Here is a 16,121-nt window from a genome sequence, read left to right as displayed (position 1 = left end):
CTGGGGAAGTGAAAGCTTCCCCTTTTTTCGTCGTTTTTCAGTTCTCAATCCGTTGTCATTGAAGGGTACGCAAACCAAAAGATCAACTGGTAACCACATAGAGATCATGATACTCTTCGCCTCCATTTTTCTGGCGGGATTATCACCAATCACCATTTCCATAATGGCTGATTCCTTGCCGCCAGTGCTATCGTTATAAGACTGTCGAGACTTTCCTTCGGCACTCAATCAATCCAATCAAAAGTGGAACAGTACAATGGGCAAAGGTACTCTCTATATCGTATCTGCACCTAGCGGCGCAGGTAAATCTAGCTTGATCTCAGCAATGTTGGAACGTAATCCAACATACGCAATGAAAGTGTCTGTGTCTCACACTACTCGCAACATGCGTCCTGGTGAAGAAGACGGTGTCCACTACCACTTCGTCGCAAAAGAAGAGTTTGAAACTCTGATTGCTAAAGGCGACTTCCTAGAATACGCCGAAGTGTTTGGTAACTATTACGGTACGTCTCGCGTATGGATTGAAGAAACGCTAGAGAAAGGCATCGATGTATTCCTAGATATCGACTGGCAAGGTGCTCGCCAAATTCGTGAGCAAATGCCAGAAGCAAAAAGCATCTTCATTCTGCCACCTTCAAACGGTGAGCTTGAACGTCGTTTAAATACTCGTGGTCAAGACAGCGCAGAAGTCATCGCCAAGCGCATGGCTGAAGCAAAATCGGAAATATCACATTACAGCGAATATGACTACGTCATCGTGAATGATGATTTCGACACAGCATTAATGGACTTTAAAGCTATCCTTCGTGCAGAAAGATTGAAGGAAGAAAAACAAGCTGCTAAATATAAAGGTATGCTTGACGCGTTATTAGCAGAATAGCTCTCACCAAAGAGTCAGTCTGTTTAACCAGAATTTCCGCTACTTTGTATTGTGCAAAGTGGCCATAATAAACAAGAGAGAAAGCCCACACATTGTGGCTTGTCTAATTGCTAGTAAATAAAGTAGTTAGGTTGTATACTTTCTCGTCATTCTAAAATTTAGTTAACTATTTGGAGTCCTCATGGCACGCGTAACTGTTCAAGACGCTGTTGAAAAAGTTGGCAACCGTTTCGACCTAGTACTGATTGCGGCTCGCCGCGCTCGTCAAATGCAAACTGGCGGTAAAGATGCACTAGTGCCAGAAGAGAACGATAAGCCAACGGTTATCGCTCTACGCGAAATCGAAGAAGGTTTAATTACTAAAGAAGTTCTAGACGCTCGTGAACGTCAAGAACAGCAAGAGCAAGAAGCGGCAGAGCTAGCGGCAGTAAGCAGCATCGCTCACAACCGTTAATTCTGTCTTTAGAATTCAACAACCTCCCGGGCCTATAATTTGTATCTATTCGATAGCCTCAAAGACGTTGCCCAAGAATACCTAACAGAGCCTCAAATTGAGGCTCTGCGTCAATCTTATGTGGTAGCGAGAGATGCCCATGAAGGGCAAACCCGCTCTAGCGGTGAACCATACATCATCCACCCTGTCGCTGTGGCTCGTATCTTGGCCGAAATGCGCCTCGATATTGAAACCCTCCAAGCTGCTTTGCTGCATGACGTCATTGAAGACTGTGACGTTACAAAAGAAGATCTCGAAGAGAAATTCGGCAACACCGTCGCTGAGTTGGTTGATGGTGTATCTAAACTGGACAAACTCAAATTCCGTGACAGGAAAGAGGCTCAAGCTGAGAACTTTCGCAAGATGGTTCTGGCGATGGTGCAAGATATCCGCGTTATCCTGATCAAACTGGCTGACCGTACGCACAACATGCGCACGTTAGGTGCACTTCGACCAGACAAAAAACGTCGCATCGCTCGTGAAACACTAGAAATCTATGCCCCATTAGCTCATCGTCTTGGTATTCACAATATCAAAACTGAGTTGGAAGAGCTGGGTTTCGAAGCGCTGTACCCAAACCGTTATCGCGTACTCAAAGAAGTCGTGAGAGCGGCTCGCGGTAATCGCAAAGAGATGATTCAGCGTATTCACAGTGAAATCGAAGGCCGACTGCAAGATGTTGGTTTGAATGCACGCGTCGTAGGTCGTGAAAAGAACCTGTTCTCCATCTACAACAAGATGAAAACCAAAGAACAGCGTTTTCACACCATCATGGATATCTACGCTTTCCGAGTGGTTGTTGATACTGCCGATACTTGTTATCGCGTTCTAGGCCAAGTGCACAGCTTGTATAAGCCGCGCCCAGGTCGCATGAAAGACTACATCGCGGTACCAAAAGCAAACGGCTACCAATCGCTTCACACTTCCATGGTTGGCCCACACGGTGTGCCTGTTGAAGTGCAGATCCGTACTGAAGATATGGATCAAATGGCGGACAAAGGTGTCGCAGCGCACTGGTCTTATAAAGACAAGGGCGATAAGTCGGGCACGACCGCACAAGTGAAAGCGCAGCGTTGGATGCAAAGCTTGCTTGAGCTACAACAAAGTGCCGGTAACTCATTCGAATTCATTGAAAACGTAAAATCGGATCTATTCCCAGATGAGATTTACGTCTTCACACCAAAAGGTCGTATTGTTGAACTGCCACTTGGCGCGACAGCTGTAGATTTTGCTTACGCGGTACATACCGATGTAGGTAATTCCTGTGTTGGTGCTCGTGTTGACCGTAACCCTTACCCACTAAGTAAGGCGCTGAAGAACGGCCAGACAGTAGAAATCATCAGTGCGCCAGGTGCGCGTCCAAATGCCGCTTGGTTGAACTATGTCGTGACTTCTCGCGCTCGCACTAAGATTCGTCAAGTACTGAAAACCATGCGCCGTGAAGAATCCATCACGCTCGGCCGCCGCCTATTGAATCACGCTTTGGGTCGTCACTCGATTGACTCCATCTACCCAGAGAACATTCAAGAAGTACTGACCGATCTGCGCTTAGAAAGCACAGACGATTTACTCGCAGCAATTGGCTTAGGCGAACTCATGAGTATTGTGATTGCTCGTCGTTTGCTGGGCGATACTGAAGAACTAACGACAACTAGTTCCATTCCAACCGACTCGAAGAAGAAACTTCCAATTCGTGGCGCGGAAGGTTTGCTGCTGACGTTTGCTAACTGCTGTCACCCAATTCCAGATGACCACATCATTGCGCATGTGTCTCCTGGCCGTGGCTTGGTTGTTCACCGTGAAACGTGTCCAAATGTGCGCGGTTACCAAAAAGAGCCGGACAAGTACATGGCCGTTGCATGGTCTGACGATTACGACAAAGAGTTTATCGCAGAACTGAAAGTCGACATGCTCAACCACCAAGGTGCTCTGGCAGAATTGACCAACGTGATTTCGAAAACAGGCTCCAATATCCATGGCCTGTCGACCGAAGAACGTGATGGCCGACTGTATACTGTCACCGTTCTGCTGACCACCAAAGATCGTGTCCACCTTGCAGGTATCATGCGAAAAATCAAAGCGATGCCGCAGGCGACCCGAGTCAGACGAAGAAAGAACTAAACTCATCGCCACCCACTCACACTGGGTGGCGATTTTTTTATACCCTATTTATTTACTATGAATTTAGAACGTTACCACCGTATCCATCAGGTGCTTAAAGCACGCCAAACCGACCTTACTTTGTGCCTAGAAGAGGTTCACAAACCTAACAACGTCTCTGCCGTTATTCGTACGGCTGACGCCACGGGCTTACACAAAGTTCATGCTATCTGGCCTGATAAAATGCGCACTTTAACCCACACTTCTGCAGGTGCTCGTAACTGGGTTGAAGTAGAAACTCACAACTCGATTGAAACCGCCATTACCGAGCTCAAAGCCCAAGGCATGCAAGTATTGGTGACCAACTTATCGGACACCGCGGTCGATTTTCGTGAAATCGACTACACCAAACCGACTGCAATCATCCTGGGTAGTGAAAAAATTGGCGCGTCTGAACAAGCGAAAAAACTCGCCGATCAAGACATCATTATTCCGATGATTGGAATGGTGCAGTCTTTGAATGTTTCGGTCGCCAGCGCGGTCATTCTGTATGAAGCGCAACGCCAACGTGAAGCGGCAGGCATGTATGATCGAGAAGAAAGCGCACTACCAAAAGAAACCATTCATCGCATCTTATTTGAACGTGGTCACCCAGTGCTTGCCAAAGTAGCGAAACGCAAGAAACTGGAATACCCGCCACTCGACGATGAAGGTCAAATCATCGCAGATGAGGCGTGGTGGCAAGAGATGCAAAAAGCTTAAGCTGAAACATAACGTCGAAAGCCCTCGCTTTCTACGCCACTTCTTATAGTTTTTCCTGTACAAAAACACAGCTCAATGGTTAACATACTGCTATGTTAACCATTTTCTTGAGCTTTCTATGTCTGCCCAAATGCTATCTGCTGTTCCTTTAACTTCTCTATCAGGAGTTGGCGCCAAAGTCGCAGAAAAACTCGCTAAAGTCGGCTTGCATAGCGTTCAAGATTTGTTGTTCCACCTGCCTCTACGCTACGAAGATCGCACCCGCATTTATCCTATTGCCAAACTGCACGCAGGCCTTTGGGCCGCGGTACAAGGTAAAGTCATGACCGTCGATACCATTTTTGGTAAACGCAAAATGCTGACAGTCAAAATCAGTGACGGCAATGGCACCATCATGCTGCGTTTTTTCAACTTTACTGCAGCGATGAAGAACAATTTTTCACAGGGTAAGTTAGTACACGCTTACGGAGAAATTAAGCGTGGTGGTATGGGGCTGGAAATTGTGCACCCTGACTACAAATTTTACGCCAGTGAACACAAGCCAGATGTGGAACAAAGCTTAACCCCGGTTTATCCAACCACAGATGGCCTGCGTCAAATCACTTTACGTAACCTTACTGAGCAAGCATTGGTGCTACTCGATAAAGCGGCAGTGCAAGAATTGCTACCTTCGGGCTTGTATAACCATCAGATTACTATGTCGCAGGCGTTGCACACCATTCATCGCCCGCCGCCAACCATTAATTTAGATGAATTTGATGAAGGTAAGCACCCCGCTCAAATCCGTTTGATCATGGAAGAGTTGCTCGCTCAGAACTTATCGATGTTGGCGGTTCGCAGCAAAGGCCAGCAAGATATCGCCTTACCGCTCGCACCATGTGACAAACTGAAAAAACAGCTGTTGGCGCAACTGCCGTTTTCTCCGACCAATGCTCAAGCACGCGTGGTGAAAGAGATTGAATCCGACCTCGAAAAGCCGCACCCAATGATGCGTCTTGTCCAAGGTGACGTAGGCTCAGGAAAAACCCTCGTCGCGGCACTGGCTGCGGTTCGAGCTATCGAGCACGGTTATCAGGTCGCACTAATGGCACCAACTGAGCTGCTCGCTGAACAACACGCCATCAATTTCGCCAACTGGTTTGAAGCCATGGGCATTCAAGTGGGCTGGCTTGCTGGTAAGCTCAAGGGCAAAGCCAAAGAGACGGAACTGGCTCGCATTGCCAGCGGTGAAGCGCAAATGATAGTGGGTACTCACGCCCTCTTCCAAGAACATGTGGAATTTCATCACCTAGCTTTAGTCATCATTGATGAGCAGCACCGTTTTGGCGTCCATCAGCGATTAGAGTTACGTGAGAAAGGGGCAAAACAAGGCGCGTATCCGCATCAGCTCATCATGACGGCGACTCCGATTCCTCGCACGCTAGCAATGACAGCGTATGCTGATTTGGAAACGTCGGTGATAGACGAATTACCACCAGGCCGAACACCGATTCAAACCGTCGCCATTCCAGATACCAAACGTGACGACATTGTCGAGCGGGTACGAAACGCTTGTCTTAACGAAGGCAAGCAAGCGTATTGGGTGTGTACGCTGATCGATGAATCAGAAGTGTTAGAAGCGCAAGCCGCAGCAGACACCGCCGAAGAGTTGCAGCGCAAACTGCCAGATGTAAAAATTGGCCTAGTTCATGGCCGTATGAAACCCGCCGAAAAGCAAGCTGTCATGCAAGAGTTTAAAGACAACAAGCTCCACCTGCTCGTAGCCACGACGGTGATAGAAGTTGGCGTAGACGTGCCAAACTCTAGCTTGATGATCATCGAAAACCCTGAACGCCTTGGTTTGGCGCAGTTACACCAGTTAAGAGGCCGCGTCGGTCGAGGCTCGGTTGCCAGTCACTGTGTCCTGCTGTACCACTCCCCTCTGTCGAAAACCGCGCAAAAACGCCTCGGTGTTCTGCGTGAAAGTAACGATGGCTTTGTTATTGCGCAGAAAGACCTCGAGATCCGCGGGCCCGGCGAATTATTGGGCACCAAACAAACAGGCTTGGCTGATTTCAAAATTGCCGATTTAGTTCGAGATCAACGCTTAATTCCCGAAGTTCAACGTATTGCACGTCATATTCACGACAATTACCCAACCAATGCAGCCGCCATCATCGAACGCTGGCTAGGCGAGCGTGATATCTACTCCAAAGCGTAAATCTTAAAGCGAGCCAAATGGCTCGTTTTTTAGTGCCGCCACCAATAGCAAACGATTGCTTTTTAGGTAAATCTCTCTATAATCGCGCTCAAAATTTCTAGAGTGTGCCTCATCACACTTCACCAACCTGAGTTGACACTGATTAACAGCAATCACAGGTAACGACGTCAACTCCACCCAGCCCTCCCATTCAGCGAGATCTGGGAACACATTGCGACTAGCGAGACAAATCATGACAACTTCAAACCGATCTTCGGAACTGGTCTATCAATTAAATGATCGTCCACCACTGCCACAAACGATTTTTGCTGCACTTCAGCATTTATTGGCGATGTTCGTTGCGGTGATTACACCTTCCTTAATCATTTGCCAATCTTTGGGCGTTCCGGCCGATCAAACCAACACCATTATCAGCATGTCGCTGTTTGCATCTGGTGTTTCTTCCTTTATCCAAATCCGTACCTTTGGCCCTGTCGGCTCCGGCTTGCTATCGGTGCAAGGCACCAGCTTTAACTTTTTGGGTCCAATCATCGGTGCGGGTTTATCACTCAAAGCAGGTGGCGCGGACATCAGCACCATGATGGCGGCGATTTTCGGTACGATTTTAGTCGCCTCTTTTGCCGAGATTTTACTGTCTCGTGTGCTTGAGCATGCACGTCGCATCATCACACCTCTCGTCTCTGGCATTGTCGTAACTCTGATTGGCCTGACGCTGATCCAAGTCGGCTTGGTTTCTATGGGTGGTGGCTATGCTGCAATGGGCGACGGTACTTTTGGTAGCTTAGACAAACTGGCGCTCGCTGGTACCGTACTTGGTTTAATTGTGATTTTGAATCGTTCTAAAAACCCATACATTCGCGTGGCTTCGATCGTGATTGCCATGCTAGTTGGCTATGTAATGGCATACTTCATGGGTATGGTCGACACCTCAAAATTGGGGGAAACCAACCTCGTTGCGCTACCGATTCCGATGCAGTACGGCTTGTCATTTGACTGGTCACTATTTATCCCTCTCGTGCTGATTTTCTTTATCACGGCGTTGGAAGCGATCGGCGACATTACCGCAACGTCTGAAGTATCTGGCGAGCCAGTTAAAGGCCCTATTTACATGAAGCGTATCAAAGGTGGGGTATTAGCGGATGGTCTGAACTCGGCTATCGCTGCGGTATTCAACAGCTTTCCAAACTCTACCTTCAGTCAAAACAACGGCATTATCATGCTAACGGGCGTCGCAAGCCGTTACGTGGGTTACTTTATCTCGGGCATGTTAGTGATTCTTGGTCTATTCCCGGGCGTGGCTAGTTTTGTTCAGCTGATCCCAGAACCTGTACTTGGTGGCGCTACCATCGTGATGTTCGGCACCATTGCCGCTGCAGGCGTGCGCATTATCTCGCGTGTTGACCTCGACCGCCGCGCGATTCTGATTATGGCGTTGTCATTCTCGATGGGGTTAGGTATTGCTCAGAAACCTGAGATTCTGCAGTTTATGCCTGAGTTTATTAAAAGCATCTTCTCAACCGGTGTGGCTGCTGGCGGTATCACCGCGATACTGCTGAACTTGCTGCTTCCAGAAAAACTGACAGAAGAAGATGAACTTGTCGCTCAAGAAGTGAAAGAGTCTTAATACCTGTACTTAGAAACTAAAAAGCCCAACCACATTTTGGGTTGGGCTTTTTGGTTTTAGAGGGTTATTTGGTCGGGAAACTGATTTGGGCGATCAAGCCGCCTTCACTGCGATTACGCATCACCACCGAACCTGAATGTTGGATAACAATACGTTTTACAATCGCTAACCCCAGACCAGTACCTTCGCTGCCACGCGCCGTATCACCACGGGTAAACGGTTCGAACAACTTCGCGATTTGCGACTGCTCAATCCCCGGCCCGTTGTCTTCTACACATATCCAAACCAACTGTTTGTCTGCCGTCACGCCTGTGCTGATTTTCACCCAACCGTTGCCATAACGCAGTGCGTTGACAACTAAGTTACTCACCGCTCGCTTAATAGCAATCGGGCTGCCTTTCGCAGGAGGAAGGTGCATGTTCAAGTCCGTTTCAATCTCGACTTCATATCCCCCTTCAGAGCTCGCCACGTCACTAGCGATGGTACTGACATCAACCGACTCAAACGATTCTTTGTTTACAGGCTTTAGATAATCCATAAATTGGCTGATGATCTCATTGCACTCTTCCGTGTCACTGATGATCCCTTCCGCCAAATAGCTGTCTTCTGGCGACATCATTTCAGTAGCGAGACGAATTCGCGTCAGCGGCGTACGTAAATCATGACTGATGCCTGCCATTAACAGAGCGCGGTCTTCTTCGAGCTCTTGAATCCCTTTCGACATCTGGTTAAACGCACGAGTTACCGAACGAATTTCCGATGCGCCTTTTTCTGGTAGCGGTGGGGGAATTTCCCCTCTCCCAACGCCTTCTGCCGCTCGTTGCAACGCCAATAATGGCCGGTTTTGCAAGCGAATAAACAACCAACCACCTGCGATAATTAATAGCGCCATGATCAGGCTGTTACGAAATAGCGGCGCAAAGTCCTCTTCTTGCAGCTCAGACAGCGGGATGCGAATAATGGAATTGGGCAGCTTCTCGATGTGCATCCACAAAATGTAGCTTTCACTACCCAGCAGCAGGCGAACTTCGGTTGGTGAGCCTAGCTCTTGAGTCATTTCCTCCGACATCAAATCAATCGACATCGCATGGTTAAACTCAACCGCCTTCTCGCTGTTGATGCTGTGAACTGTCACGCCCAACCTTTCTAATAACTGGCGACGCAATGGTGCATCCGATTTTAGCGGGCCATCTTCATCGAGAACCAGATTCAACTCATGAGCAAGAATTTTGTTGAACTGTTGCAGGCTTGGCATCAACGCGTAGTTAAAAACGGCGTAATAAGAAAAGACTTGGCTAGCGAGAAGCAAGGAGATGAACAGTAGAATAGATTGTGTCAGTGAACTTCGGATTCGCATGGAAATTTCCTGATGACCCTAATTGCGAAAACCTCGGCCACCCAATAAGAAGGAAATTTGATGGCCGAAGTTTTAAAAACCGATTGCCGGTTAAGTGAGTAAGAATTACGACTCTTTGCCGTCTGGGACAAATACGTAACCTAACCCCCATACGGTCTGGATGTAGCGAGGTTTACTCGGATCGTCTTCCAACATGCGGCGTAGACGAGAAATTTGTACGTCGATAGAACGCTCCATCGCCGAGTATTCACGACCACGCGCCATGTTCATCAGCTTATCACGCGACATTGGCTCACGCGCGTTGGTTACCAGTGATTTCAACACCGCAAATTCACCCGATGTTAATGGCATCGCCTCATCACCACGGAACATTTCACGCGTGCCGAGATTCAAACGAAACTCGCCAAACTCGACCACTTTTTCTTCCGTACTTGGCGCGCCCGGTAGCTCAACCGTTTGGCGACGTAAAACCGCTTTAATACGAGCGAGTAGTTCACGCGGGTTGAACGGTTTAGGTAGGTAATCGTCCGCACCAACTTCCAAACCAACAATACGGTCAACCTCGTCACCTTTTGCTGTCAGCATCAGAATTGGCAACATGTTATTGGCGTGGCGTAAACGGCGACAAATCGACAAGCCATCTTCGCCTGGCAACATCAAATCCAATACCATTAGGTGAAAGTTTTCGCGTGTTAGTAAGCGATCCATTTGTTCGCCGTTTGCTACACTACGGACTTGAAAACCTTGCTCAGAAAGGTAACGCTCCAACAGAGCACGCAAACGAGCATCGTCATCAACCACTAAAATTTTATGATTTTCCTGCATTGAAACATCCTTTCAGAAGCATCTATTGACGAAAATGTATCACTGTTTTTTCAAACGTGCTTGTGCAAATTGTTACTCTTTTTATCTTAGACGCGGTTTTGGGAAATTATTTGCGCGCCGCCCTAAGTATTTAGCGATATTGACTTTGTTTCGAGATGTGAACAACGCCACAAAACTGCGGTGAGAGATGGCTTTAACCGCCGCAAAGGTCGGTGTGCCTACTGGCCGTAATTCCATTCCAACTCACGTTTAGCGTCTAACCATTCTTTTTGCGCTTCATCTAACTTTCGACGCTTTTTCTCGATTTTGTCGCTCGAACCCGACGTTTGTGCCTCTGCCAATTCTAGCTCGCGAGCTTTTACTTTTTGCGCTTTTTGTTCGACTTCTGCTTGCAGTTTTTCGCGTAAATCTTCTTCCGAGCATTCATCCTCAATCGCAGCAAGGGCTCGTTTTAATCCATCAATGCGCTTTTGATTACCTTGTACTGTGGCGTATTCAATTTGCTGCTCAAGTGCAAACGCTTTGGCATCACACCCTTTTAGCTCTTCTTGAGCGACAGTAGGAAGCGAAATAGCCATCGTTAACACAGCACCACAAATCACGGCTTTCATTTTAAACCTCTCCAGTAAATACAGCTCGCGCCCACAAATGAGGGCGCATAAAAAAATAGGTCAACATCATTGGCAAACGCACTTCGCTCGCCGTATGTTTCAAGGTCGAGGAAGTTAAGATTCTGCGCTTTGCTTGTTGTATTCAATCGAATTGATGAACCACTCTTTGTCACCTTCCGGCGTTCGAACGGTAAATTCTTCATCCACTTGCTTTTTCAACATGGCTCTGGCCATAGGGGAATCAATGGAGATGTAATCTTTGGCATCGCCATATATTTCTTCTGGCCCCACAATGCGGAACTTCTTCACATCACCGGCTTCGTTTTCAATCTCGACCCAAGCACCAAAAAAAACTTTGCCTTCTTGTTGAGGTGAGTAATCTACGATGGTGACTTCAGGTAAAAACTTTCTGAGAAAACGAACACGTCGATCGATTTGACGCAGCAGTCGTTTATTGAAGGTGTAGTCAGCATTTTCCGAACGATCGCCAAGGCTGGCCGCCCACGTCACGATCTTGGTGATTTCTGGACGCTTTTCATTCCAGAGGTAATCGTGCTCTTGCTTGAGTTTGTTATAACCTTCACGGGTAATCAGCTTAGTTTTCAATTTGGCTCCTATTCATTTCGGCATAAAAAATGCCGCACATTCAGCAGCATCGACGCTTACGCGATCTTCATCCTAAACCTAGAATTATACCCAAAGCCACAAGATTCTCAGAGCGGACTTTGGGTATTGGCAATTAGGTTAGGCGACGGTTCGACTATTTTTCGTAATCTGGTTTTTTCGTCACGATGTAATTGGTTTCACTCGCCACTAACGCACCGTGCTTTAAGAAGTTTTTACCCAAAATCATGCTGTAATGAAAGCGTCCGCGATCTTGCAAATTCACGCGAATTTTCTTCTCTAAGTCACCCAGTTTGACGTGCATTTCCACCACCGGACGGACGTTTGCTTTCTCGCCTTTTTTCGCAGTAATTTTCATTACGTCTACCACTTCGCGAGTAAAGGCTTTTTGCATACCGAGGTCATTTTCGTAGGTAAAGCTCACCATGTCTTTGCCATCTTTTTGGAACAGTTTGATGTCCTTAGCATTGATAGAACTGACATCCGCACCGGTGTCCAGTTTGACCGGGAAAGACATGCCTTCCACTTCGGCCACTTCGATGTGGCCAGCTCGGAACAAAGGTTTAGCATCGAGCAAGTGGTCTGCGCGCGTATTCAGTAGCACGCCACCTTTAGCCATGTTGTGGCCGAAAACGAAAAACGGCTGCTCTTCATCTTTATCTAGCACGTCGATAGCAAACTCCATCGACTTTTCTTTGTTCCCGAACAAGAAGTCACCTTCCACCACAGGACGCACCATATCGCCGACTTTGAGTTTCTTCAGCACGGGTTTGGTGATTTTTTCTTCTTTGCCTTTTTCATTGCTCAAATAGAACGTCGCGACTTCGTCTTTGCCCTTTTCACTCAGTTCAAATCCATTCACGCGTAATAATGGCGTTTTCACGGTAAAGGTTGGATAAGCGGGAACCACGTAGCCATCAATGTTCACTTCCTCTTCCGGTGAAATCACCAATGGTTTGGACTTCAGTGCACTCTTAAAGGTTTTTTCCACGCCGCCGAGCAAATTCTCTTTGTCGGTATCTATCACGAAATGTTGGCTCACTACGTCTCGGCCCAGGCGGATTTGCGAACTGAACTTGCTGCGATCTCGTAAGTACACCAACCATTGCTGAGTTTCGTTTTCGTCAATCTTGACAGGCAGATACACCAAAGGTCGCTCGCTCTTGGTGGTTTTCAACATCCGCACCAATGGCAGTGTCATAGGATGGCGCTTGCCGTTCTCACCCTCTAAAGTAAACGACACTTGCTTGGCTTTTTTATCCACTTTGATATCGAGAGCGTGAACGTTGGTGTAACGGCTGCTTGTCGAAACGCTGGTTTTGTAGGGAATGCCTTCGATTTCTACCGTCTCTTTCTTACCAATCATTTTCGCGTTGGGTTGTTCTTGCAGGTAGTCATACCCAGCAAACACCCACGCGTTATCATCTAGGTAAGTTTTGCCAATCAGGATTGGCGCAGAGAACTGTTTGCGCGAGGTAAGGTTCACCACGGTATCTACCGTATGCCCAGCAATCGTCATCGGCATTTTTACGGTTGGACGCAAAATCGGTTTTTTGCTGGTGCGACTGCGGATAGCACTGATGCGCTCAAGATCGTCGGTTACCGTGATCTCTTTGCCAGTATAAGGATGCTGAATCGTGAAACTGACGGTGACTTGATAAGGTTCAAAACTGTTGGCTTCCCATTTGGCTTGCGTGCCACCTAAATCATCGACAATTGCCCACAGCAGTTTGTCATCTTTAAGATTTTTGTATTTGGGATTGCTGCTGCTTACGTGAATATTTTCTGCATGCATGGAGGTGGTGTCAGCGCCGGTATCAATTTTACCGATGAAAGGGACGTCACTTAGCTCAGGAATTTCGCTGTAATACACACTTTCGACCCGCCCTAAAACTAACTTATCATCAAGTTGATAGATGGGATCTTGCGTGGTTGCAGAGATGGATTGCGCCCAACCAAACGGGGCTATCAGGAGAGCACTAGAGAGTGCCAGAGCCAAAGACATTTTTTTCATCATGATTATCCGTGTGAGCCAAGGTATATAAAATTAGTCGCCAACAGAACTTATAAGTTCTCAATTTAATTACAGTTTTGACATAAATCTGACCGATGTCCACCAGCGCCCGGTAAATTTTTGCGAAGCTAATTTAAAACATTGCAAATTCTATGAATGACCCCAATGTTCTATACACAACCAATATCCAAACCGAATTAAAAGAGAATACACGGATGAGCCAAGCTATCTGTCGCATGATTGCTCAAGAACTGAATGTTCGCCCAGAGCAAGTCAACGCTGCTGTCACCCTGATTGATGATGGTAACACGGTCCCATTTATTGCACGTTACCGTAAAGAGGTGACAGGTGGCCTTGATGATACCCAACTGCGTACTCTGGACAGCCGTCTGTCATACCTTCGCGAGCTCGACGATCGCCGTCAAACCATTCTGAAGTCGATCCAAGAACAAGGCAAACTGACGCCAGAACTAGAACGAGAGATCACGCAAGCCGACAGCAAGACTCGCCTGGAAGACCTTTACCTGCCATACAAACCAAAGCGCCGCACCAAAGGCCAAATCGCGATTGAGGCTGGCTTAGAACCTCTCGCTGATACACTTTGGAACCAGCCACAAACAGAACCAGAAAGCGAAGCGACGAAATATCTTGATGCGGACAAAGGCATCGCGGATACCAAAGCAGCACTGGATGGCGCTCGCGCAATCATCATGGAGCGCATTGCTGAGGATGCGAACCTGCTTGAAAAAATTCGAGCCCATCTAAACCGCAACGCGGAACTGGTTTCTCGTGTCGTTGAGGGTAAAGAGCAAGAAGGCGAGAAGTTTAAAGATTACTTCAACCATAACGAGCCACTGAGCAAAGTGCCATCACACCGTGCACTGGCGATGTTACGAGGCCGTAATGAAGGCTTTTTGACGTTGGCGATGAACGCCGACCCTGAACAAGAAGAAGGTGCACGCCAATCGTACTGCGAAACCATCATTGCCGACCATTATGGCGTGACGCTAAGCAGTGCACCGGCGGACGCATGGCGTAAACAAGTGATCAGTTGGGCATGGCGCATCAAAGTATCGATGCACATGGAAACCGAGCTGATGGGCGCAATGAAAGAACGCGCTGAAATCGAAGCGATTGAAGTGTTTGCCACCAACCTAAAAGATTTGTTGATGGCAGCACCGGCAGGCCCTCGTGCGACGCTGGGTCTCGATCCGGGTCTGCGTACAGGCTCTAAAATCGCTATTGTCGACCCTACTGGTAAAGTGCTTGCAACAGAAACTATCTACCCTCACCCACCACAAAAGCAATACGACAAATCAGCGCAAATCGTTGATCAGTTGGTGCGCAAATACAACGTGGATTTGATTGCAATAGGTAACGGCACGGCTTCGCGTGAAACCGACAGCTTTGTCGCTGACGTGATCAAACGCGGCAACCTGAAAGTTCAGAAGATCATCGTAAGTGAAGCGGGGGCATCGGTTTACTCAGCATCTGAGCTTGCAGCGAAAGAGTTCCCAAATATGGACGTATCTCTGCGTGGTGCGGTGTCGATTGCTCGTCGTCTGCAAGACCCGCTAGCGGAGCTCGTTAAAATCGATCCTAAATCGATCGGTGTGGGCCAATATCAGCACGATGTTAGCCAATCTATGCTGGCAAAACGTCTTGATGCGATTGTCGAAGACTGTGTAAACGCGGTGGGTGTTGATGTGAACACTGCCTCTGCAGCGCTACTGACGCGCGTTGCAGGCTTGTCGAGCACCATCGCACAGAACATTGTCGACTTCCGTGATGAAAATGGTCGTTTCGAAGCACGTACAACTTTGAAGAAAGTGCCTCGTTTAGGTCCTAAGGCGTTCGAGCAGTGTGCGGGTTTCCTTCGTATTATGGATGGTAAAAACCCACTGGATGCCTCTGCAGTGCACCCAGAAGCCTACCCAGTAGTCAAAGCGATTGCCGAGAAGAACAGTAAAGACATCAAAGCACTGATTGGCGATTCAACGTTCCTTAAAGGTCTGCACGCGGTGGATTACACCGATGAGCACTTCGGTGTCCCAACGGTAACCGATATCATCAAAGAGCTGGACAAACCAGGCCGAGACCCTCGTCCGGAGTTCAAAACCGCAACCTTCGCTGAAGGCGTTAACTCGGTTGCAGATCTAGAACCGGGCATGATTCTCGAAGGCGTCGTATCGAACGTGGCCAACTTTGGTGCTTTCGTCGATATTGGTGTTCACCAAGATGGTTTAGTGCACATCTCAGCCCTGACGGATCGTTTCGTTTCTGATCCGCGTGAAGTGGTGAAAGCAGGTGACATCGTTAAAGTGAAAGTGATGGAAGTGGATGTACAGCGCAAGCGTATCGGTCTATCGATGCGTTTAAACGACGAGCCGGGTCAAGACAACCGCAGCCAACGCTCATCAGCAGCGCCGCGTCGTAATGACCAATCACAACGTCGTCAACCTCGCCGTGATGATTCCTCATCGAACAATGCGATGGGTGGCGCATTTGCGGCGGCTTTCGCCAAAGCAAAGAAGTAGTCTAGGTTTTAACGGCTGCACTTGAGATATTAAGGTTGCAGCTGGGCGACGGCTTCAAGCATCCAGAAGAAAAAAGAAAACGCTCCAGTCAGTC

Annotated in this window: 12 protein-coding genes; 7 read left to right on the top strand and 5 right to left on the bottom strand. The window is 47.9% G+C overall.

The annotated features are described in order from the left end of the window. Positions 1 to 256 precede the first annotated feature (256 nt). The 6 genes from gmk to ACYJZR_RS00735 all read left to right on the top strand — a co-directional run bounded on the left by gmk (position 257) and on the right by ACYJZR_RS00735 (position 8,059). Positions 257 to 880: a guanylate kinase gene (gene gmk / locus ACYJZR_RS00760; RefSeq protein ID WP_005496750.1), complete on the top strand. Its 624-nt coding sequence runs from the start codon at positions 257 to 259 to the stop codon at positions 878 to 880. 181 nt (positions 881 to 1,061) lie between these two features. Beyond that, positions 1,062 to 1,334 carry a DNA-directed RNA polymerase subunit omega gene (rpoZ, locus tag ACYJZR_RS00755; RefSeq protein ID WP_005379346.1) on the top strand — a complete coding sequence of 91 codons (273 nt, stop codon included), beginning with the start codon at positions 1,062 to 1,064 and terminating at the stop codon, positions 1,332 to 1,334. Between the two features lie 39 nt (positions 1,335 to 1,373). Then, complete coding sequence (spoT, locus tag ACYJZR_RS00750) at positions 1,374 to 3,494, top strand: bifunctional GTP diphosphokinase/guanosine-3',5'-bis pyrophosphate 3'-pyrophosphohydrolase (RefSeq protein WP_005459012.1); 2,121 nt, start codon at positions 1,374 to 1,376, stop codon at positions 3,492 to 3,494. Between the two features lie 57 nt (positions 3,495 to 3,551). Continuing rightward, complete coding sequence (trmH, locus tag ACYJZR_RS00745; protein ID WP_005478720.1) at positions 3,552 to 4,235, top strand: tRNA (guanosine(18)-2'-O)-methyltransferase TrmH; 684 nt, start codon at positions 3,552 to 3,554, stop codon at positions 4,233 to 4,235. Between the two features lie 118 nt (positions 4,236 to 4,353). Next, complete coding sequence (recG, locus tag ACYJZR_RS00740; RefSeq protein WP_323212066.1) at positions 4,354 to 6,435, top strand: ATP-dependent DNA helicase RecG; 2,082 nt, start codon at positions 4,354 to 4,356, stop codon at positions 6,433 to 6,435. Positions 6,436 to 6,667: 232 nt separating this feature from the next. After that, positions 6,668 to 8,059 (top strand): uracil-xanthine permease family protein, encoded by a 1,392-nt coding sequence (locus ACYJZR_RS00735; protein WP_005459007.1) that lies wholly within the window; start codon positions 6,668 to 6,670, stop codon positions 8,057 to 8,059. A gap of 64 nt (positions 8,060 to 8,123) precedes the next feature. Here the strand turns inward: ACYJZR_RS00735 and envZ are convergent, their stop codons facing one another. The 5 genes from envZ to ACYJZR_RS00710 all read right to left on the bottom strand — a co-directional run bounded on the left by envZ (position 8,124) and on the right by ACYJZR_RS00710 (position 13,493). Beyond that, on the bottom strand, positions 8,124 to 9,416 hold the full coding sequence (gene envZ, locus ACYJZR_RS00730) for a two-component system sensor histidine kinase EnvZ (RefSeq protein WP_005459014.1): 1,293 nt from the start codon (positions 9,414 to 9,416) through the stop codon (positions 8,124 to 8,126). Positions 9,417 to 9,521: 105 nt separating this feature from the next. After that, the gene (ompR, locus tag ACYJZR_RS00725) at positions 9,522 to 10,241 is read right to left on the bottom strand and encodes an osmolarity response regulator transcription factor OmpR (protein WP_005459027.1); all 720 of its coding nucleotides are present in this window, start codon (positions 10,239 to 10,241) and stop codon (positions 9,522 to 9,524) included. Between the two features lie 218 nt (positions 10,242 to 10,459). Then, a complete protein-coding gene (locus ACYJZR_RS00720) occupies positions 10,460 to 10,852 on the bottom strand; it encodes a DUF1090 domain-containing protein (protein WP_031815830.1) in 393 nt (130 codons plus the stop codon). Between the two features lie 114 nt (positions 10,853 to 10,966). Beyond that, complete coding sequence (gene greB / locus ACYJZR_RS00715; RefSeq protein WP_005458979.1) at positions 10,967 to 11,458, bottom strand: transcription elongation factor GreB; 492 nt, start codon at positions 11,456 to 11,458, stop codon at positions 10,967 to 10,969. Between the two features lie 154 nt (positions 11,459 to 11,612). Then, positions 11,613 to 13,493 (bottom strand): putative ATP-dependent zinc protease, encoded by a 1,881-nt coding sequence (locus ACYJZR_RS00710; RefSeq protein WP_015296086.1) that lies wholly within the window; start codon positions 13,491 to 13,493, stop codon positions 11,613 to 11,615. Between the two features lie 212 nt (positions 13,494 to 13,705). On the opposite strand from ACYJZR_RS00710, the gene ACYJZR_RS00705 reads away from it, so the two are divergent. After that, positions 13,706 to 16,027 carry a Tex family protein gene (locus ACYJZR_RS00705; protein ID WP_025441144.1) on the top strand — a complete coding sequence of 774 codons (2,322 nt, stop codon included), beginning with the start codon at positions 13,706 to 13,708 and terminating at the stop codon, positions 16,025 to 16,027. Positions 16,028 to 16,121 lie beyond the last annotated feature (94 nt).

This window comes from Vibrio sp. RC2502, assembly GCF_054850435.1.
This window is presented reverse-complemented; position numbering and strand designations above follow the sequence as displayed.